Raw genomic sequence first — 20,856 nt, 5'->3', positions numbered from 1 at the left:
CTCCTTATTTCGCTACTGGCTGTTGGTTGGCTGCCGCATCAATAACATCGACACCAACCGCCTGCGCGATTTTTTGATCAAACTCTGGACGGAAATATTTAATCGCACTCATTAGTGGCTCCATCGCACCTGGCGCATGCGCACAGAATGTTTTACCAATCCATAAGTCACGCGTCAGGCCTTCTAGTTTTTCGACATCGCCCACTTGCCCTTCACCATCATTGATGGCAGTGAGCAGTTTGACACCCCAAGGCAGACCATCACGGCATGGTGTACACCAACCGCATGACTCACGCTGAAAGAAAATCTCAAGGTTGCGTAGTAATGGCACCATGTCTTGTGATTCATCGACGACCATAATCAGACCAGTACCCATACGGCTACCAGCGTTTTGAATGGTGTCAAAATCCACCACCACATCTAAATGCTCAGTAGTCAAAAAGTCTGTTGAGGCGCCACCCGGCAGCCACGCTTTGAGGGTTTTGCCATCTTTCATACCGCCTGCCAAATCTTCGATGATTTCGCGAGCCGTATAACCAAATGGTAATTCCCATAGACCTGGGTCATTAACCAATCCTGAGCAGCCAAATAGCTTGGTGCCCGGCGTTTTACTTTTGCCTTTGATTTCAGATAATGACTGATACCACTCGACGCCATGGTTCATAATCGCTGGCATATTGCACAGCGTTTCAACGTTGTTGACGACGGTTGGACGACCCCATGCACCAGAGATTTGCGGAAACGGTGGTTTAGTACGTGGGTTGGCACGGCGACCTTCTAAACAGTTAATTAACGCCGTTTCCTCACCGCAGATATAACGTCCAGCGCCAGTATGCACATGCAAGTTAAAGCTAAAGTCTGAGCCTAAAATATTGTCGCCCATCAGATTATTGGCCAAGCATTCTTCGATAGCAGTCACCAAACGCTCAGCGGCCAAGATGTACTCACCGCGGATAAAGATATAGCCGTCCGTCGCACCAATAGCATGAGCGGTAATGAGCATCCCTTCGATAAGCTGAAACGGTAGACGTTCCATCAGTAGACGATCTTTGAACGTGCCTGGCTCCATCTCATCAGCATTACAGATGAGATAACGCGGTAGACCATCTGGCGGTGACATAAATGACCATTTCAGACCCGCATTAAAACCCGCACCGCCGCGACCGCGGACATTGGCGGCTTTAATCATATTGCCGACATCTTTAGGCGATTTAGATAGCGCTTCTTTCAGACCCGTAAAGCCTTTTAGGGACTCATAAGTGGCTAGATCAAGCACGGCGTCATGGTGCGCTAGGCGCCACGTCAATGGCTTGGTTTCGCTAGTCGCTGTGGCTTTATCGCCATAGATTGGAACACGCTGTGCATTTAGCTGGCTTGGTGCTTGACCTTGACCGCGACGAGCAATCTGCTCTGAAATCGTTAAACTCATGCGTATATCTCCAATAGTTGCGCGACCTCGGAGGGTTGAACAGGGCCGTAAGTGTCTTCGTCAATCAGTACTGCCGGGCCTTTGTCGCAGTTTCCTAAGCAGCAAATTGGCAATAGCGTAAATCGACCATCAGCAGTTGTCTGACCGTATTCGATACCCAGCTGCGATCTAATTTCAGCTGATAGCGCCTCATAACCTGTCAAGTAACAAGCTACAGAGTCACAGATCAGAATCACATGACGACCGACCGGCTGACGGTAGATACGGTTAAAGAAAGTCGCAACCCCATCCATATCTGACATCGGAATGTCTAGGATATTGGCAATAGCGTTTGCCTGGGCGTCATCAACCCAGCCATTACGCTTTTGCACGATTTTAAGTGCATCTAGCGAGGCGGCACGTGCTTGCGGGTAATGATGCATAAACTCATGAATGGCAGCAATTTCCTCAGTGGTGAGGATGCTCTCTACATCTACTTTTGGCATTTTGTCGGAAACAATTTTCATAATCTTCTATCTTTCCTCACTCATCCTGCTCTATCACTAGACAATATCAGTCTCATTGCAACTGGGTTATATCGAAAAGTGACAGCATTTTGGTGTGCCATCAGGCAATAATATATTGATAAACAACTATTCTTTAAGACTTACTGGCATCTTTAACGATCACAATCTGCCATCACAATATCTATCGATGCTAAATACATAATGGCGTCAGAAACAAGCGATCCATTAATGACCGATGGCATCTGTTGTATATGCGCAAATGTTGGTGTACGAATACGTGTACGATAGCTCATCGTGGCTTTGTCTGAGGTGATGTAATAACTGTTCAGACCTTTGGTCGCCTCGACGATTGTCGCACACTCACCCGCTGGCATCACAGGACCCCAAGATACTGAGATGAAGTGGTTAATCAATGTCTCAATATCATTTAGCGTACGGTCTTTTGGCGGTGGCACAGCGAGTGGATGATCCGCTTTGTAAGGGCCTTGTGGCATGTTGTCCATACATTGACGAATGATACGTAATGACTGGCGCATCTCTTCAACTTTTACCATACAGCGATCATACGCATCACCGTTGTAACCAACGGGTACTTCAAAATCGTAATTTTCATAGCCCATATACGGACGTGCTTTACGCAAATCAAAGTCCACACCAGTCGCACGCAGTCCCGCACCTGTCACACCCCAAGCCAATGCTTGCTTGGCGTTGTACTGAGCAACGCCTTGGGTACGGCCTTTGAGTACGCTGTTCTGTAATGCTGCTTTGACATACTCATCCAAGCGTTTCGGCATCCAATCTAAGAATTCACGAACCAGACGCTGCCAACCACGTGGCAAGTCAGCCGCCGTACCACCGATACGGAACCAAGCAGGATGCATACGGTAGCCAGTCACCGCCTCGATAACGTCATAGGCTTTTTGGCGATCGGTAAACATATAGAATACAGGCGTCATGCCGCCCGCATCCTGAATGAACGTACCAACGTATAGCAAATTGTTGGTGATTCGGAAAAACTCACTCATCATCACACGGATAGTTTCGGCGCGAGGTGGAATGGTAATCCCAGCAAGCTTTTCGACCGACATGATGTACGGCAGCTCATTCATCACACCGCCAAGATAATCAATACGGTCGGTATAAGGAATGAATGAGTGCCACGTTTGGCGCTCAGCCATCTTTTCGGCGCCGCGATGGTGATAGCCGATATCAGGGATACAGTCGACGACTTCTTCGCCATCAAGCTGTAGCACCAAACGAAACGCACCATGAGCAGAGGGATGGTTAGGGCCGATGTTCAAGAACATAAAGTCCTCATCGCGACCTGAACGCTTCATACCCCACTCTTCTGGGACAAAACGCAGGTTTTCTTGTTCGTATTGCTGCTTGGCCGTGTTCAAGAAATACGGAGTAAACTCAGTCGCACGTGCATGATACTCTTTACGCAGTGGATGCCCTTCCCAGTATTTTGGCAATAAAATACGGGTCAAATGCGGATGGCCGCTAAAGACAATACCGAACATATCCCATACTTCGCGCTCATACCAGTTGGCGTTTGGCCAAATATTGGTAGCGCTTGGCACGTTGAGATCGTCTTCGCTCAGTGCGACTTTGACACGTATATCACTATTGCGCTCAAGCGACATTAAATGGTAAAAAACGGTAAAATCACTGTCAGGCAAACCCGCTCTGTGCTGACGCAAGCGCTCATCTATCGCTGACAAATCAAATAGCATGACATAGGGCTTGGGCAATTTGCGTAGGAACAAGAGAACGTCTAATAAGTCTGCACGAGCCACCCAAACCGTTGGAATCTCATCCACAGTGTGCTGCACAACAAATTTACCAGCGTACTTCTGCTCCAGCTCTGTAATGACTGCTGGGACGGGCTTGATCCTAGGATCTGTGTTTTCGACTACCGTGACCATGAATGATGTATTCCTTCATTAATCATAACTGAACTATGTCAACCATAACTGAGCTATGTTAATCATAACCGAACTATGATAAGCGCATAAAATATTAAAACTATTACTACAAGTCTAAATGCTGTTTAAAACCTAAATACTATCTGGGCTACGTAAGTTTTTGACAGCGATACGGTCTGCCTGCTTACGGTCACGTTCAGGTGTCATCTGAGGTTGATAGACCCCTTGTTCATTGACGTGAATGCCCAATGGACGACGTTCTTTAGTGATCGATTCTTGCAGTAACATCAAACCTTGAATCAACGCTTCTGGACGCGGCGGACAGCCAGGCACATACACATCAACAGGGATAATCTTATCCACGCCTTGTACGACCGAGTAGATATCATACATACCGCCCGAGTTGGCACAGGCGCCCATAGAGATGACCCATTTTGGCTCGAGCATTTGCTCATAAAGACGCTGGATAACAGGGGCCATTTTGACGAAGCAAGTACCGGCGACGATCATCACGTCTGCTTGACGAGGTGACGCACGGATAACCTCTGCCCCAAAGCGTGACAAGTCATGAACAGCAGTTAAGGTAGTGGCATATTCGACATAACAACAAGACGTACCAAAGTTAAATGGCCATAGTGAGTGCTTGCGCCCCCAATTTGCTGTTGAATGAACAAGATCTTCTAGGCGACCCATAAAGACGTTTTTATTGACTTCGTCTTCGATAGGATCATTGACCGTTTGGCTGGTCTGTGCAGGATAGGTATCTGCATCAGGGTTGGCTTTTGTTAATGTGTATTTCATAACATACAACCTTCATATTAAGTTTGGCGTAGCAGTCAGCTTAATTGCGCTATTGCCATAACTTTTATTATTGAGTATCTGATCATAAATATCTGATCATCGGTGATCGTTGATAAAACCGACTACCGTCTTTATATCTTGCTGCCCATTGTGACAAATGCTACGAGCCAAAATCATCAGCTAGTGCTAACGCTCAGTCTTGTCTCGTTGAGCAGACGTCGCAAAATCTACAGTAGTCACATTACCTGTCGTATTGATATGATCAATGTTTTGTAGATGACGGCGATTGGCCTCAATATTGTTTGAGACATTGATTTGTCCTGATGACTGTGCTGGCACCTTACCGGTAGGATCGACCATCAATTCGTGAGCGCCATCAAACTTGGTAATGTCTGCCAGATTAAAGCCAGCAGGAGCGGCATGTAAGCGTACTTTTTTGCGTAGCTTATCTGCAGGTGCCCAATTCATCGCACCCAAGCTGAGCTCATAGATCAGACCAATAATTAGGATAGTGATAAAGGTAGCAGCGGCGGCAAAACCAAGCCAGCCAGCCTCTCTTACTGAAACAGCATAAGCGTAGAGATATAGCGCTTCTAAATCAAAGATAACAAAGAAAATCGCTACAAGATAGAATTTAGCAGACAAACGAATACGGGCGTTGCCAGATCCGACAACACCCGCTTCAAATATTTCTTCTTTTTGTGAGCCTTGAGAGCGGCCACCAAGCAAACGCGGTACAACCAGCATAAAGACAACTAGCCCAATGGCGGCTAAGATAAAAGCAACTGCTGACCAATTAAAAGCAGACATGATAATACGTGCTCCTCACCCAATCGAGTGTCATACACAGCGCAAGTACTGACCTACGAAGGTCGCCTCACGACAGGTATAACGTAGACGAAAACACAAAGCGACTGTCATTGCATTTAAGCATTTGTCACTGAGTTTAAGTAACTGTCATTGAGTCACATGTTAGGTATTTTGCTGGTAATAACCAATTATCAAGCGTATTGACGACGATGTCAGACATGACCAACTGTAGAGATTCCGGAATGCACGCGGACAAAGGCTGGTCGCCCAACGCATCTTCTAACAACGTAAGATCAACGTATTAAATCAATATAATATCTGGCTGCGTATTTAATTGATTTAATAGCTCATTACACGTGGTCAATAATGGCGTGACAACTGGCATAAATTATTTACGTACTATACGCATATCAGTGCCTAAAAGCTAGTTTTTAACTGTATTGAACGGTCACTTTCTGTGTAAAAAAAATGTGTTTTTTTTACTATGAATTATGATATGGACTTTACCTTATATTAACCCCAAATCCATACTTTTGACTATGCTCGTATCTTGCTACGGTATTTATCAAAACTTAGTTGATCAAGCACTCTTATTTCACTAACCAACTCCTCCCCCAAAGGAGCTATTTTTGCTTTATAATAACCCACCTGATTTTGATGGTATTTTACTATCAGACCTTAAACTCAATTATTCTTATAATACATAGTATCCAACAATAAATAGTATTCAACTGTCGCTACGATATTGATTTTGGTGAGACGCGTCGTGTTCATCTATTTGTGCGATATCAGTGCTACCCTCTTTTTGCTTTTGTCTTACAGGTCACGTTATGAGTCAACTCAATCCCAAACAATCCGAGGCCATGCTCTACGTATCTGGTCCCCTACTCGTCCTTGCAGGTGCAGGCTCCGGTAAGACCTCGGTGATCACGCGTAAGATCGCTTACTTGATCCAAGAGTGTGATATGCCAGCTGAGCGTATCACGGCGGTGACCTTTACCAATAAAGCAGCACGTGAAATGAAAGCGCGTGTCAGTAAACTACTACCAAGTGAAAAAATGCGCGGTCTAACGGTATCGACCTTTCACCAATTTGGTCTCCAGTTTTTGCGCTATGAGTTGATTCATACCCCGCTTAAGGGCAATTTTTCTATCATGGACAGTGACGACAGTAAGCGTTTGCTCATGGAGCTCATGATGCGCGATAACTTGAGTGGTGCTGAAAGTCGCGAGCTCGTTGGCAAAGCCATCAAGATGATCTCTGACTGGAAAAACGATTTGGTCGAGCCTGATCAGGCGATGGAAACGCTAGACGATCCAGAAGAGATGATTTTTGCGACGTTATATGCGCTTTATGAGCGTAACTTGCGCGCGTATAATGCCGTTGATTTTGATGACCTGATTGTATTGCCTACCAAGATTTTACGTGAAAATAGAGAGCTACGTGACAAGTGGCAAAACCGCATTCGTTATCTATTAGTCGATGAGTATCAAGATACCAATACCGCTCAGTACGAAATGATTAAAAATCTGGTTGGGCCGCAAGGGCGATTTACCGTGGTGGGTGATGACGATCAGTCTATCTACGCATGGCGCGGGGCAAAACCTGAAAACATGGCGCTGCTAAAAGAAGATTTTCCAAAACTAAAAATCGTCATGCTGGAACAAAATTACCGCTCGACCACGCGTATTTTGACCTCGGCCAACGCGGTTATTACCAACAACGAGCATTTATTTGAAAAGAAACTGTGGTCAGATAAGGGCCAAGGTGAAAAGATTCGAATCATCAACTGCCGTAATGACGATGACGAATCGGAGCGCGTCGCTAAAGAAATCGTCACGCACAAATTGCGCTTTGGCAATGAGTGGGAGCAATATGCAGTGCTATACCGCAGTAACTTTCAGGCACGCATGCTAGAGGCGCAACTGCGCCAGCTGCAAATTCCTTATAAATTATCGGGTGGGCAGTCTTTCTTTGCCCGTAGTGAAATCAAAGACATCATGGGCTATCTGCGTCTGATCTTGAATCCTGAAGATGACAGTGCGTTTTTGCGGATTATTAATACCCCTAAGCGCGGTATGGGACCTGCCACGCTCGAAAAGCTCGGCTTATTTGCACAAGAACACAGTATATCGCTACTGGCTTCCTGTACTCATGCGGGTTTAAGCCATGTGCTACCTTCCAAAGCTTATGGCACAATAAAAGAGTTTGGTGAGTTCATTGAGCACTATACACGTGAGCTGGATCAGCACCCTGATCCTGTACCAATCGTGCGTCAAATGATTGATGAAACGGGCTATATTGATTTTGTCCGTAGCGATGCTAAAACACCGCAGCAAGAAAAAAACCGCATTGATAATATCGATATGCTGTATACCAGTATTCAGTCATTGATTAATCGCGCGGAAGAAGACGAAGACCGGACGATTGATACCATCATTCGTAAGCTGGTTTTGCTCGATATGCTCGAACAACAGCAAGAAGAAGAGAACACCAACAAAGTCAACTTGATGACCTTGCATGCGGCAAAAGGCTTGGAGTTTGATTTTGTCTATATTATGGGGCTTGAGGAAGAGATGCTACCGCATCGCAACTCTATCATGAGCGAGACAGTCGAAGAAGAACGTCGTCTGATGTATGTAGGGATTACTCGTGCGCGTCGCGAGCTGACATTGACGCTTGCAACCCAGCGCCGTGCTGGTGGACAAATGCGTGTCACCTCTGAGTCTCGGTTTTTGGACGAGTTGCCTGAAGATCATATTGATTGGCCCGCCAAAGCGAAAAAGAAAAAAGCGACCAAAGACCCAGAGGCTGTCGCTGATGAATACTTGGCCAATATTCGAGCGCTACTCGGTAAACGCTAACATTAGCACTAGTAGTATTGGCAGCACATATCGTTGGCTGAGTGCATTTGGCAAGCGGCACGCTGCAATCGTTGACACATGATTGGGCTATAGTTATTTCACCTTTCTAAAAATATGGGATCCCTTATGCCTACCCCGACGCCCGAGCAGGAACGACCATCGACACTTCCAGGCGATTACAATCCAGCTGAATACAGCGCCGAATATAAACTGCTGTATTTGCAGGATTTGGTGGCCGATAAAGCATATGAAGCAATCACCGATTTTTTAGAAAAGCAGTCTGAATATGAGATTGCAAGCTTACTAGAGTCGTTCCCTACCCAGAACCGTTTACTCATCTGGGAGCAAGTACCAGAGAGCATCAAGGGTGAAGTGCTTGCTGAGCTCGAGTACGATACTCGCCAGCCGTTGATGGAGAACATCTCTTCTCAAGAGATCTCATTATTTACTCAAGACCTCGATGCTCAGGATATCTCTGAGATTCTAGATACCGTGACTGAGAGCGTCCGTACCTCAGTGATGGCAACGCTGGACGAAGAGACGCGTGTCCAAGTCAATAAACTTGATACATACAACGACTGGGAAGTTGGCAGCTATATGGATCCTGATATTATCCAAATAAGAGATGATATCTATCTGTCTGATGTACAAGATTGGCTGCGCCAAAACGACGATTTACTTGATGACGAAAGCCAAGAGCTGCTAGTGGTTGATCAAAGCCAGCAATTACTCGGTCTATTGAGCCTAGTGGATTTGATCAAGCATAAGCAGAGCACCCTAGTCTCAGAGCTGATTGATACCGCCATTACGATTAACGATCGCTTAGACATCCAAGATGCCGCTGCCATCTTTCGTTCAGAAGACATCCGCTTTGCCCCAGTGATTAATAGCCATGGTGAACTGGTTGGACAGCTAAATGGCGAGGACATCATGGAAATTATCCAAGATGATGTCGATAGCACCATGAAAAACCTCGCTGGTGTTAGTCAAGATGAAGAGCTGTTTGCGCCTATCTTAACCAGTGCCAAAAGCCGTAGCGTCTGGCTGGGCATTAACTTATGTACCGCGCTTTTAGCGGCAGCAGTGATTGGACAGTTCGAGGAAGTATTGGCACAGGTGGTGGCGCTAGCGATATTGATGCCTGTGGTTGCCAGTATGGGCGGTATTGCAGGCTCACAGACATTGACCGTCGTCATACGCGGTATGGCAATGGGTCAAATCGGTGGTTCTAACCGAGTCTGGCTACTCAACAAAGAGCTGTGGGTGGGTGCGATAAACGGTATCATTTGGGCGATAATCATGGCGTTTATCGCTCAATTATGGTTTCATGATATCAAGATTAGTGCCGTCATTGGCTTTGCCATTGCGATTAATATGACTGCGGCTAATGTCTCAGGGATTAGTATACCGCTGATGCTAAAACGCATGAATATCGATCCTGCGTTGTCCGCCTCAGTAATTCTAACGACCGTGACGGATATCGTCGGCTTTATGTCATTCTTGGGTTTGGCGAGTGTACTGATACTTTAGTTAAACTATCGAATAGTCAGTTGTCTGTCTAAAATATAACACTATAATTTATCTAAAAACGTTGAATAACTTTTTAACATCGTAATCTATAAACTGAAATCTAAGAGTTAAACTCTAAAAACTAAGATCTAGAAACTAAAATATAGAAACTATCAAACCATTAAGTGAGTGCGTTATGCAGGCTGTACAAGTTAAAGTCGTAAACCCTAAAATTACTGAAGATGAAGCGTTCTCTCTACCGACTCGTGCAACCGACGGCAGTGCTGGTATCGATCTGCGTGCTTGTATCGATGAGGCCTTGACCATCAAAGCAGGCGAAACCCATTTGATCGGTACAGGCCTTGCGGTCTATATCCAAGATCCTAATTATGCGGGCATGATCCTACCGCGCTCAGGTCTCGGTCATAAGCACGGTATCGTCTTGGGTAACTTGGTTGGGCTTATTGATGCTGACTACCAAGGTGAGCTGATGGTCAGTGTTTGGAACCGTAGCGAAAATGACTTTGTACTTAATCCAGCAGAACGTATGGCACAGTATATTGTCGTTCCTATTGCCCGTCCTGCGTTTGAAGTCGTCGCAGAATTCAGTGATGAAAGCGTACGCGGTGCTGGTGGGTTCGGACACTCAGGTCGTCAGTAGCTCAAACAGGCAGTTTTTTGGATAGTGACTAGCGTTTCTTTGGATAGCATTGACTAACTCTTAGTCTATCTCATTTTTATCTTACTTATCATCTCACCATAATTACGGAAATAAGGAGTGTAAGCAATGTCATTTTTTGCGACTCAGCATTTCTTATTTCGTGCTTATGATATCCGTGGGTCGTATCAGTATTTTACAAACGAGTTTGTACAAGCATTGGGATATGCTTTTGCGCATCTCTATAATTCCCAAGACCGCCAGCTGGCTCAGCATAATGATGCGGTCATGGTTGCTGATATGGATGACTGTAAAAACAGCACTGTAATTACTAAGCAAGGTGCTCGGAGTGAGAGCAATGGCATTAAAGATAATATTATTACAAATATTGTCGTTATCGGTTACGACATGCGTGTTGGCAGTGAGACGATTGCTCGCGCACTATCTACCACCCTGATAGAGAGAGGCTTACGTGTTATTCAGCTGGGGCTCATTACCACGCCAATGATGGCATTTTGGTCAGAGCAGTATCAGGGTCATGGTATCATGGTGACTGCCAGCCATTCTGCCAAAGATGTATTGGGCATCAAGTGGCTAGTCAATCATAAATCCCCAAGCAGCTCAGAGATACAAACCCTGTATCAACAACTGATTGCCCATCACAATCATTACTCATCTAAAAATCAATCTAACAAAGTCGCCTTAGACTCAAGCTTTACAGACACTGTCCTCGATACCGAGTCATCGAACAATTTGCTAACAGAGCTACCTGCCGGGCAAGTTGCAGATACTTATATCACGGCTATCGAAAAAGTATTTAAGCAGCTGTCTCAGCACACACAGACAATTCACAATCAGACAAGCCACGGTCAAATAGCAACTACAAAAACACCAAAAAACCCTCTCAACCTTGATTTAATCATAGTCATTGACTGTATGCATGGTGCTACAGGCAACATCACTCAGCGCTTGTTTGAGCGTTTTTGTCAGCAAGTCATTGTTCTCAATGGTACGCCAGATGGCAGCTTTCCATTGGGCAACCCTGACCCTTCCGAGCCTAACCGTCTAACCGAGTTGCAACAAGCTGTCATTTCTCACAATGCAGATATGGGTCTGGCTTTTGATGGTGATGGTGATCGTTTGGTAGTCGTCGACAATGAAGGCAAAGTGGTCACTCCTGATTATTTGCTCTACTTTTTGGCACGTATTGCGCTCACTGAGCATCCCAAACCTCTACTTGATTCCTTACTAGCACCTGAAGTGCTGTTCGATGTCAAATGTACCCATCATTTACCCAAGCTACTGGTCGACCTCAATGCCACGCCTGTGATCAGCAAGACAGGCAGCAGCTTTATGCGCCAACAGATACAACACCCTGACAGTCAAATTGTTTTCGCTGGTGAATTATCGGGACATTTTATTTTCAATGACAGTCGTTTTATTGCTTATGATGATGCGATGTACGCTGCATTACGGCTGCTGCATCGGTTTGACCAGTCTCGTAATGCACTTAACAATAAAAAATCTCTGACAGATATTATGCAACGCCTGCCTGCGATGGTCAGTACCGCTGACCATTATCTACCAATACCGCAGGCGACTATGACAGATTGTACAATTATGGAGCAATTGACGAGTTTCTGTACCTACTTGCAGCATCTGGTTGGTACATCTATCGATACTGATTCTACGAACGACTCTGTTAGCCACTCTATCAATAAGCCTGAACAACCCTTAAAAGCTGCTCATCTACCAACTGCCTTATGCAAGTCATCAATATGTGCCTGCGCCACAGTCAGATCATACATAACAGTTGGGCAAGCCAAGAGTTTATTCCCAATAGGAACTAAGCTGAATTGCATTGATGGTATACGCTTGGACTTTGCACATGGGTTTGGGGTATTGCGCCAATCAAACACCAGCAATAATCTAACTGCACGCTTTGCAGGCGATAGTATGGACGACCTGAGAGACATTCAAGCAACGTTTGCGGCTCTATGCCGACCATTTAGCGCAGCCCTAGCACAACAGATCGTTACTATGCCTGCTGAGTAACCATACACAATCATATCGTTATCTTGCTAGACACAGTAGACATAACAAAAACAACCCACTCAACACTGCCCTTAGGAGTTCATAATGACGCTTAATTTAGATGATGCCAAAAACACTGCTGAGGTATTAACCACAGCGTTACCTTATATCCAGCGTTTTGTTGATAAGCTCATCGTGGTGAAATATGGTGGCAATGCGATGACTGACCCTGAGCTTGAAAGCTCATTTGCTCGCGATATCGTCTTACTAAAAACTGTGGGTATGCATCCAGTAGTCGTTCATGGTGGCGGTCCACAGGTCGATAATCTGCTCAAAGAATTAGGGCGTCAATCAGACCGTATCGATGGGATGCGTGTCACCGACAAAAGCACTATGGATGTTGTAGAGATGGTGTTGGGCGGTAGTGTCAACAAATCCATTGTTAGCTTAATCAATAAGCATGGCGGGCGCGCGATCGGTCTGACCGGTAAAGATGCCAATTTGATTCAAGCAAAGAAACTGATGATGGAAAAAATAGGCGCAGATGGTATCGCTGTTCCTGTTGATTTAGGGTTTGTCGGTGATGTGGTGAGTGTCAATAAAGATGTGATCAATATGCTGATTGCCTCTGACTTTATTCCTGTTATCGCACCGCTTGGCGTTGATAAAGAAGGCAATACCTACAACATCAACGCGGATCTGGTCGCAGGAAAAGTCGCAGAGTTTTTGCAAGCCGAGAAGCTGATGCTGCTAACCAATATCAAAGGCGTACTGGGCCGTGATGGTGAAGTGGTCACTGGACTGACGCCAAAGAAAGTCGATGGTCTCATCGAAGACGGTACGATCTCAGGTGGTATGATTCCTAAAATTCAGTGTGCGCTTGATGCGGTACGTAGCGGTGTTAAAAGTGCCGTTATCGTCGATGGCCGTGTACCTCACGCGACCTTGTTGGAGATTTTCACTAATGAAGGTGTTGGCACCCTAATCAGCCGTGAGATAGATGCATAATTAGACTCACAAAATATGCCTATTATCAGCTATCAATAAAAAAGAGCCCGAGCTTTGCACTAGCTCGGGCTCTTTTAGGTTTTTTAAACTTTTAGGCTTTTAGAGTGGAAATTCTTGAAAGCTGGTCATGTAGAATAATCAGGAAGTCACCTCTCTACGAAAAAGCCTTATCAAACTCCGCTTCATTAAAACCGCACAGCAATACTTCTTGATTTTTATCTGCCAGCTGACCTTCTACAATCGGGCGTTTAATCATGCTGGTATTTTCCACGAGTAAATCTATCGCGGCGTCCACGCTGGCATCAGCCGCTTGCTTTTGACTGTCGTCTAGCTTTCGCCATGTCGTGCCGCGTTTATTGAGTACTTTATCAATACCCAACTCATTTACCCAGCGCTGTACTGCTTCTTTATTGATACCTTGTTTTTTATAGTCGTGAAACTCATAGCTAACGCCTAACTCATCTAGCTTATTGAACGCCTTTTTCATTGTGCTGCATGATTTGATTCCGTAAATAGTGATAGTCATTGCGAGTCCTTATTATTTGCCCATAAATGCCTGTGAATGTTCCTATTATACCGAAGGCTGACTGGATATAGAAAATACCTCACGGTCAATCCACAAACCTTGTTAGTGAATGCATCATATCGTCGCAATTTTTGCCAAATTACGCTATGCTATGGCATTGTCAAATTCCACCTATTTTAATCCGTATTAAATAAATCAGTATCAACCAATTTCGAGCCGACTATGAGCAATGCCGTGACAGCAGACCAAACCGATAACCATTATTACAACCCGCAAGCGATAGAAGCCGCACAGCAAACCAAATGGGCCACTGATAAGCGCTTTGAAGTCAGCAATGAGCCAAGCGACAAACCAAGCCGTTACATGCTGTCGATGTTCCCTTACCCAAGCGGCAAGCTACACATGGGTCATGTACGTAACTATACGATTTCTGACGTACTGAGCCGTTATTATCGTCTAAAAGGCTATGAAGTCATGCAACCAATGGGCTGGGATGGTTTTGGCTTGCCAGCTGAAAACGCAGCAATTGCCAATCAAACCCCGCCTGCTGCATGGACATTTGCCAATATCGACAACATGCGCGCCCAGCTTAAATTACTTGGCCTGTCTATTGACTGGTCACGCGAGTTTGCCACTTGTAGCCCTGAGTATTATCAGTGGGAACAATGGTTGTTCTTGCAGTTGTACAAAAAAGGCTTAGTGTATAAAAAGCTATCGACAGTTAACTGGGATCCAGTGGATAACACTGTCTTGGCAAACGAGCAAGTCATCGACGGTAAAGGCTGGCGTAGTGGCGCGGCAGTGGAAAAACGTGACATCCCGATGTATTACTTCAACATCACTGACTATGCCGATGAGCTATTGGATGATTTGGATCAGCTAGAAGGCCATTGGCCCTCTGAAGTATTGACCATGCAGCGCAACTGGATTGGGCGTAGTGCCGGTATGGAAGTTCACTTCCCTTATGAGCTTGCTGGTGAAGAAAACACCTTAGATGTGTTCACAACTCGTCCTGATACCTTAATGGGCGTGACTTATGTCGCCGTTGCAGCAGAGCATCCACTCGCACAGTACGCTGCTGAAAATGATGAGATAATCGCTCAGTTCTGTGCCCTTTGCAAAAAAGGCTCAGTGGCTGAGGCTGATCTCGCCAAAGCTGAAAAAATCGGTATGGATACTGGCCTGACTGTGACGCATCCGCTGACTGGCGAAGAAGTGCCTGTGTGGGTCGCTAACTATGTGTTGATGAGCTATGGCTCAGGTGCGGTCATGGCAGTACCAGCTCATGATGAGCGCGATTACGAGTTTGCAGTGAAGTACAACCTACCGATTAAGCAAGTTATCCATACGCCTGATGGCTATTTTGACGACGCTAAGGCGGATGCTAAAGCAAACGAGACTGATGTTAATACTGAGGTCAATCTTGTCTATACCGAGCGCAATACTTTGGTTAACTCAGGTGAGTTTGATGGTTTAGATTTTGAGCAAGCGTTTGAAGCAATGCTGAGCAAGCTTGAACCAAAAGAGCTTGCCAAGAAAAAAATCCAATATCGCTTGCGGGATTGGGGCGTGTCTCGCCAGCGTTATTGGGGTTGCCCTATCCCAATGATCAACTGTGAGCATTGTGGTACGGTGCCTGTTGAAGAGCAAGACTTGCCTGTTGTGCTGCCGACTGATGTTGTGCCTGATGGTCGCGGTAACCCACTCAAAAATATCCCAGAGTTTGTGAACACCACGTGTCCTAAGTGTGGCAACCCTGCTGAACGTGAGACGGATACCTTTGACACATTCGTAGAATCAAGCTGGTATTACGCGCGCTTTGCTAGCCCAACGGATGCGCAAAACATGGTCAACAAGTCTGCTGCCAATAAATGGCTGCCTGTCGATCAATACGTGGGCGGTGTCGAACATGCGGTGATGCATCTACTATATGCTCGTTTCTTCCACAAGCTCATGCGTGATGAAAACTTAGTCACTGGTGACGAACCGTTCGCTAATCTAATGACGCAAGGCATGGTACTCGCTGGTACGTTCTACCGCGTCAATGCAGATGGCAGTACCACTTATTACTTTGCAGAAGACATCGATATTGACTTCAATGAACGTGGTCAGCCGATTAAAGCCATCTTGAAGTTAGATGGTCAACCAGTCACGATTGGCAAAATCGAAAAAATGTCTAAGTCGAAGAACAATGGCGTCGACCCGCAAATCACCATTGATAAATATGGTGCTGATACGGTTCGTTTATATACGCTATTTACCGCACCTGCAGACCAGACGCTTGAATGGTCAGATGATGCGTTAAAAGGCCCTTATAACTTTGTGAAAAAAGTATGGCGTATTGCTAACGACCATATACAAGCGCTAACAACAGCTGGCATCAGTATTGATACGCTTAATAGTGCGACCTTAAGCACAGAGGGACTGAGCAAAGAAGCCAAGAACTTACGCCGTAAAACGCACGAAACCATCGCTAAGATTGATAGTGATTTGGGTAATCGTTTGGCACTCAACACCCCAGTCTCAAGCTTGATGGAACTTGCTAATGAATTGACGGCTTTTAACGCCAGTAGCGAGCAAGAGCTACACGTTAAGCATGAAGCGCTGACCAACCTTCTGATTATGCTGTCTGTTTATGCGCCGCATGTTGGTGAGCATTTGCTTGAGCAGCTAGGTCTTGACACTTTGACTCTAGACTACCCAACTGTTGATGACAGCGCGCTGGTACAAGATACGATTACGATGATCGTGCAGGTCAATGGTAAAATGCGCGGTAAGATGGATGTCGCACCCAATAGCGATCCTGAGCAATTAAAAGCACAGGCTCGAACGATGGATAGCGTGGCAAAATTCATCACAGGCGAGATCAAAAAAGAAATCGTTGTTCCTAATAAGCTGGTTAATATCGTGGTTGTAGGCTAGTCGCCTAGGCTTAGTGTTCTAAGCCTTTTTATCATATGAGGATAGCGTTTATGTCATATAAACATCGAGCTGAGCAGTCACAACCAAGTGCACAGTACATTGCTACAAAACCATTTGGTGGACGTAAGCTTGCGACAGCAGTACTTGCAGCATTGCCTATGTTTGCCATAGTAGGTGCAGCTGCGAGTCTAAGTGGCTGCGGTTTTCAGCTGCGCGGTTATGACACACCGATGCTACTCAATGCAAGCAAAACAGCCGTCATTATCGAAGACAATCGCACCTCATTTCCTCTAAAATTACCATTGACCCGTCGCCTAACGACGTTGGGGGTCGACGTCATTGATAATATGAGCGTCGACGATGTGGTTCGTAGTAATCAGCAAGCAGGTACTAAAACGATTGCAGCGATCGATATCCGAAACATACGTTTTAAACGTTATGAATTGGTTGGTGTATTGACAGAGATTCGTTTGGTACTCTCAGCAGATGTCAGCTACCAAACGATTGAGAACGGCAAGCCAGTCACCCTTACCAATCCGATTCAAGTCGAGCGCAGCTACCAGTACAATGAAGCCTCTGTCAGTACCGATGACCAGCAAGGCGATCAGATTCGTGATTGGCTCTATGACAGCTTAGCGCGCCGTATTACCGATCAATACGTGGCGATCTCTTTACCAAAAGTCGAATCTACTACCAAGCAATCTGTATTAACAAGTAAAGGCGTAACTCCGACGGTTGTTGTCGTACCCGAGAAGTAGCCTTTAATCAATACTATTATTAAGCCATACCATTTGCAGCCATTTGAATAAAAAATAACGAGCGTACGTACTATACTTAGTTAATTAGCCAGTTATTCAGCTAAACAAGTTCGACAGCGCTCATTATATTACTGCATTATTGCAAATACTATCACCTGCTTACCAACCTGTGTCCTACCATTCTATGCAAGATACTTTTATACAAGCTTATCCAAAACTACTGCAACCTTCAGTTGTGGTAACGGGCTTGTGGCTGGCGCATGGTGATGAGCCATTACTCAGTCAATGGCTGATTGATGCGCTTCGTCCGCATTGGCGCGCGCAAAACTACGCCATAAAACGTATCGAGCTGATATCCGTCAAAAGCTGGCAAGAAGTACTATCAGAGCTTGGTAGCCAATCTCTATTCGATGATGCTAGTGCTTTGATCGTGACAGGTAATCACAAGCCTGATAAAGCCGTCCTTGCTGAGCTAGAACGCTTTGCCGTTGAAGCGCAGACAAACGCAGGTAGTCATAGTTTGTTGTGGCTGACACCCAAGCAAGACAAACGTAGCCAGAGCAGTAAATGGTTTGCTCCTTTTGCAAAATATGGCACTGTCATTGACTGCAATTTATACAATGAGCAGCAGCGTCAGCAGTTACTACAGATACAGGCGCAAAATTTTGGGTTACGACTGTCACAAGAAGCGTGGCAACTCCTGATGTCTCATACTGAGCATCATCTATTGAGTGCTTATCAGACGCTATGGCGACTGTCATATCTGTTTGCACCGCAATTAGCTGCTAATAATGAAGATAGCGAACCACCGAGCAATGCTCCACAACCGACGAACAATGTGGCCTTGGACATTAAAGACCTACAAGCCGCTTTAGTCAGTGATGCGCAATTTAGTGTATTTGATTTGTCTGATGCTATGCTCGCGGGCAATAGCACGCAAGTTGCCAAAATCATATTTCAGCTAAAGGCAACCGATGAGCCGACTACCTTGGTGCTTTGGGCAATCAGCAAAGACATGCGCCAGATCATACAGCTGATGGATGGACAAGATCCTCAGGCGCTTGGTATTTGGCGTAGTAAGCAGGGGCTGTACCAGCAAGCCTGCCGTCGTCAAACACAATCCCAAACGGCTGAATGGCCAGCTCTACTTTATCGCTGCGACCAAGCTATCAAAGGCCTTGTTCGCCAGCCAGCATGGGAGCTGCTATTGCAAGCAGCGTTAGAATTGGCAGGTAAACGCTTATTTGCAATGCGCTGATATCCTTAAATAATATTTAGTCGTCAAACCTCCAACCATCAAGCCTGTATCTGTACTTCTACCTCTACTCGTAATCATAGTCATAGTCATCAAAAATCACTTTCTATTACCTTTTTTATAGAGATAGCTGTACTAACTCCTCCATCTACAGCACGCTATCTTCCTCAAGTGTTACCCATCTAATATCCATACCTTCCTAGTCATTCACTTACTGTCATGTTATCTCCACGATATCTACCTTAACCTTTCGTAAACTAATTACCATTCCCTTTTGCACATGAAGCCTCTACTATGTCTAAACTTGATTTAACTGTGATTGGATTGTTGTCATGCGCAAAATGAGCAAAAAGTCTGCTATCAAATGGGGTGTTATCGCCTTAGTCGTCATAGCTCTAGGGGCTTTAGCCTATACCTTCTTAAAACCAGAAGAAACCACCCCTAACTACCTGACTGCGACGGCTGAGATTGGCGATATTGAAAATAACGTCATGGCTTCAGGCAAGGTCAAAGCCTTAAATACTGTCGATGTAGGGGCGCAAGTATCTGGTGAAGTAAAACGTCTGTACGTTGAAGTGGGCGATGAGGTAAAGCAAGGCGATTTGATCGCCCAAATTGACCAGGTCACCCAAAAAAATAGCCTGAGCAATGAGCAGGCCAGCCTCGAGCAGAGCGAAGCAGCATTGCAAAGCGCGCAAGCAGAAGCGCTCAGCAAACAAGCAGCACTAAAAAGCGCGTATGCCGATCTTGCCAGCCGTCAGTCTGAGCTCAAGCAAGCACAGTCTGATTTTGCGCGCTTGCAAGGTTTGGTCGCTATTGACGCGATCTCACAGCAAGAATATGACACCCAAGCGACCAGTGTCGAGACCGCAAAGGCAGCCGTTGCCAATGCACGTGCGGCTATCGACACCGCAAAGGCAGCCATTGCAACGACAGCCGCAAACATCAACAGTCAACAAGCAGCGCTACGTAAATCACGTACCAATGTCAGTACGGCAGAAGAAGATCTCAGCTATACCACCATCCGTGCACCGATATCAGGTACGGTAGTCTCCATCACAACAGAACAAGGCACTACCGTTAATGCCAATCAAACGGCGCCAACCTTAGTAACGCTTGCTGATCTATCGACAGTACGTATCAATGCGCAAATCTCTGAAGCCGATGTTATTAACGTCAGTGCTGGCATGCCTGCCTATTTCAATATTATCGGCAATCCAGATCAGCAATATGATGCAACTTTGACTGCGATTGAACCAGCTCCTGAGCAAATCAGTGACACCAGCTCAACGGATGCTGCGATTTACTATGTTGGCTATGTAGAGGTTCCAAACCCTGACCGTTTATTTCGTATTGATATGACCGCGCAGATTTATATCATTGTCAATGAAGCCAAAAACGCGCTTTTAGTACCGTCAACAGTGATACAAGAAAAGCGTTCTAAAGGCAAAGAAAAAGGTAGTGCAGCCACCGGTAAATTTGTACGGGTACTAAAAGATGACGGAACTGTAGAAGAGCGTACTGTAGAAGTCGGTATTGATAACCGAGTAAATGCACAAATCTTAAGTGGTTTGAAAGAAGGCGAAGAAGTCATCATCAGTGAAGAAAGTGCTAATAACTCAGGCGGCCGCGTACCTGGTGGACCGCGAATGTAACTTGTGCTTTATACCTGTTGATTGATATAGGGCTCAAGCAAAAGAGCCCTGTACTGCGACACTGACTACCCTCTATTGAAGACATTGCTATGACTATACCTCACTCTTCTAAACCATCGCCTGACGGTCACCCGCATAAAGACTCAGAGTCGTATGAGTCGTATGAATCGGTCGATGGGTCACCCAGCCCATC

At 45.6% G+C, this 20,856-nt stretch carries 15 protein-coding genes; 9 read left to right on the top strand and 6 right to left on the bottom strand.

The features are described from left to right. Nucleotides 1-4: 4 nt before the first annotated feature. The 5 genes from nuoF to ndhC form a co-directional block, all read right to left on the bottom strand. Nucleotides 5-1,429, bottom strand: a complete 1,425-nt coding sequence (nuoF, locus tag NJD71_RS00155) for an NADH-quinone oxidoreductase subunit NuoF (RefSeq protein WP_319049913.1) — start codon at nt 1,427-1,429, stop codon at nt 5-7. Then, nucleotides 1,426-1,935, bottom strand: coding sequence for an NADH-quinone oxidoreductase subunit NuoE (gene nuoE, locus NJD71_RS00150; RefSeq protein WP_201555956.1), 510 nt, complete (start codon nt 1,933-1,935; stop codon nt 1,426-1,428). The genes nuoF and nuoE overlap by 4 nt, the downstream gene beginning before the upstream one ends. 152 nt (nt 1,936-2,087) lie before the next feature. Further along, nucleotides 2,088-3,863 carry an NADH-quinone oxidoreductase subunit C/D gene (gene nuoC / locus NJD71_RS00145; protein ID WP_319049912.1) on the bottom strand — a complete coding sequence of 592 codons (1,776 nt, stop codon included), beginning with the start codon at nt 3,861-3,863 and terminating at the stop codon, nt 2,088-2,090. A 132-nt stretch (nt 3,864-3,995) separates the two neighbouring features. Further along, complete coding sequence (locus tag NJD71_RS00140) at nt 3,996-4,664, bottom strand: NuoB/complex I 20 kDa subunit family protein (protein WP_319049911.1); 669 nt, start codon at nt 4,662-4,664, stop codon at nt 3,996-3,998. A 186-nt stretch (nt 4,665-4,850) separates the two neighbouring features. After that, nucleotides 4,851-5,474 (bottom strand): NADH-quinone oxidoreductase subunit A, encoded by a 624-nt coding sequence (gene ndhC / locus NJD71_RS00135; protein ID WP_319049910.1) that lies wholly within the window; start codon nt 5,472-5,474, stop codon nt 4,851-4,853. Nucleotides 5,475-6,304: 830 nt separating this feature from the next. Between ndhC and NJD71_RS00130 the strand changes: the two genes are divergently transcribed. From NJD71_RS00130 to argB, 5 genes are all read left to right on the top strand, one after another. After that, entirely contained in the window at nt 6,305-8,338 is a 2,034-nt protein-coding gene (locus tag NJD71_RS00130) for a UvrD-helicase domain-containing protein (RefSeq protein ID WP_319049909.1), read from the top strand. Between the two features lie 126 nt (nt 8,339-8,464). Further along, entirely contained in the window at nt 8,465-9,868 is a 1,404-nt protein-coding gene (mgtE, locus tag NJD71_RS00125) for a magnesium transporter (RefSeq protein ID WP_319049908.1), read from the top strand. A 175-nt stretch (nt 9,869-10,043) separates the two neighbouring features. Continuing rightward, nucleotides 10,044-10,508: a dUTP diphosphatase gene (gene dut, locus NJD71_RS00120; protein ID WP_319049907.1), complete on the top strand. Its 465-nt coding sequence runs from the start codon at nt 10,044-10,046 to the stop codon at nt 10,506-10,508. A gap of 126 nt (nt 10,509-10,634) precedes the next feature. Continuing rightward, nucleotides 10,635-12,560 (top strand): phosphomannomutase, encoded by a 1,926-nt coding sequence (locus tag NJD71_RS00115; protein ID WP_319049906.1) that lies wholly within the window; start codon nt 10,635-10,637, stop codon nt 12,558-12,560. Between the two features lie 84 nt (nt 12,561-12,644). Next, entirely contained in the window at nt 12,645-13,547 is a 903-nt protein-coding gene (gene argB, locus NJD71_RS00110; RefSeq protein ID WP_319049905.1) for an acetylglutamate kinase, read from the top strand. Nucleotides 13,548-13,701: 154 nt separating this feature from the next. Here argB and NJD71_RS00105 read toward each other — a convergent pair whose 3' ends face one another. Further along, nucleotides 13,702-14,073, bottom strand: a complete 372-nt coding sequence (locus tag NJD71_RS00105; protein ID WP_319049904.1) for an arsenate reductase — start codon at nt 14,071-14,073, stop codon at nt 13,702-13,704. Nucleotides 14,074-14,295: 222 nt separating this feature from the next. On the opposite strand from NJD71_RS00105, the gene leuS reads away from it, so the two are divergent. The 4 genes from leuS to NJD71_RS00085 all read left to right on the top strand — a co-directional run bounded on the left by leuS (nt 14,296) and on the right by NJD71_RS00085 (nt 20,663). Beyond that, nucleotides 14,296-16,995 carry a leucine--tRNA ligase gene (gene leuS, locus NJD71_RS00100; RefSeq protein WP_319049903.1) on the top strand — a complete coding sequence of 900 codons (2,700 nt, stop codon included), beginning with the start codon at nt 14,296-14,298 and terminating at the stop codon, nt 16,993-16,995. A gap of 50 nt (nt 16,996-17,045) precedes the next feature. Next, complete coding sequence (locus tag NJD71_RS00095) at nt 17,046-17,753, top strand: LPS-assembly lipoprotein LptE (RefSeq protein ID WP_319049902.1); 708 nt, start codon at nt 17,046-17,048, stop codon at nt 17,751-17,753. Nucleotides 17,754-17,937: 184 nt separating this feature from the next. Continuing rightward, nucleotides 17,938-19,011 carry a DNA polymerase III subunit delta gene (locus NJD71_RS00090; RefSeq protein WP_319049901.1) on the top strand — a complete coding sequence of 358 codons (1,074 nt, stop codon included), beginning with the start codon at nt 17,938-17,940 and terminating at the stop codon, nt 19,009-19,011. A gap of 329 nt (nt 19,012-19,340) precedes the next feature. Further along, nucleotides 19,341-20,663: an efflux RND transporter periplasmic adaptor subunit gene (locus NJD71_RS00085; protein ID WP_319049900.1), complete on the top strand. Its 1,323-nt coding sequence runs from the start codon at nt 19,341-19,343 to the stop codon at nt 20,661-20,663. Nucleotides 20,664-20,856 lie beyond the last annotated feature (193 nt).

Origin of the sequence: Psychrobacter sp. PP-21 (genome assembly GCF_033790785.1) — a bacterium.
GTDB lineage: Bacteria > Pseudomonadota > Gammaproteobacteria > Pseudomonadales > Moraxellaceae > Psychrobacter.
This window is presented reverse-complemented; position numbering and strand designations above follow the sequence as displayed.

Bases quoted from the DNA above. Each gene is read 5' to 3' on its own strand.
- NJD71_RS00095 (WP_319049902.1), top strand. From the start codon at position 17,046: ATGTCATATAAACATCGAGCTGAGCAGTCACAACCAAGTGCACAGTAC.
- dut (WP_319049907.1), top strand. From the start codon at position 10,044: ATGCAGGCTGTACAAGTTAAAGTCGTAAACCCTAAAATTACTGAAGAT.
- NJD71_RS00085 (WP_319049900.1), top strand. From the start codon at position 19,341: ATGCGCAAAATGAGCAAAAAGTCTGCTATCAAATGGGGTGTTATCGCC.
- NJD71_RS00090 (WP_319049901.1), top strand. From the start codon at position 17,938: ATGCAAGATACTTTTATACAAGCTTATCCAAAACTACTGCAACCTTCA.
- NJD71_RS00105 (WP_319049904.1), bottom strand. From the start codon at position 14,073: ATGACTATCACTATTTACGGAATCAAATCATGCAGCACAATGAAAAAG.
- argB (WP_319049905.1), top strand. From the start codon at position 12,645: ATGACGCTTAATTTAGATGATGCCAAAAACACTGCTGAGGTATTAACC.
- ndhC (WP_319049910.1), bottom strand. From the start codon at position 5,474: ATGTCTGCTTTTAATTGGTCAGCAGTTGCTTTTATCTTAGCCGCCATT.
- leuS (WP_319049903.1), top strand. From the start codon at position 14,296: ATGAGCAATGCCGTGACAGCAGACCAAACCGATAACCATTATTACAAC.
- nuoF (WP_319049913.1), bottom strand. From the start codon at position 1,429: ATGAGTTTAACGATTTCAGAGCAGATTGCTCGTCGCGGTCAAGGTCAA.
- NJD71_RS00130 (WP_319049909.1), top strand. From the start codon at position 6,305: ATGAGTCAACTCAATCCCAAACAATCCGAGGCCATGCTCTACGTATCT.
- nuoC (WP_319049912.1), bottom strand. From the start codon at position 3,863: ATGGTCACGGTAGTCGAAAACACAGATCCTAGGATCAAGCCCGTCCCA.
- mgtE (WP_319049908.1), top strand. From the start codon at position 8,465: ATGCCTACCCCGACGCCCGAGCAGGAACGACCATCGACACTTCCAGGC.
- NJD71_RS00115 (WP_319049906.1), top strand. From the start codon at position 10,635: ATGTCATTTTTTGCGACTCAGCATTTCTTATTTCGTGCTTATGATATC.
- nuoE (WP_201555956.1), bottom strand. From the start codon at position 1,935: ATGAAAATTGTTTCCGACAAAATGCCAAAAGTAGATGTAGAGAGCATC.
- NJD71_RS00140 (WP_319049911.1), bottom strand. From the start codon at position 4,664: ATGAAATACACATTAACAAAAGCCAACCCTGATGCAGATACCTATCCT.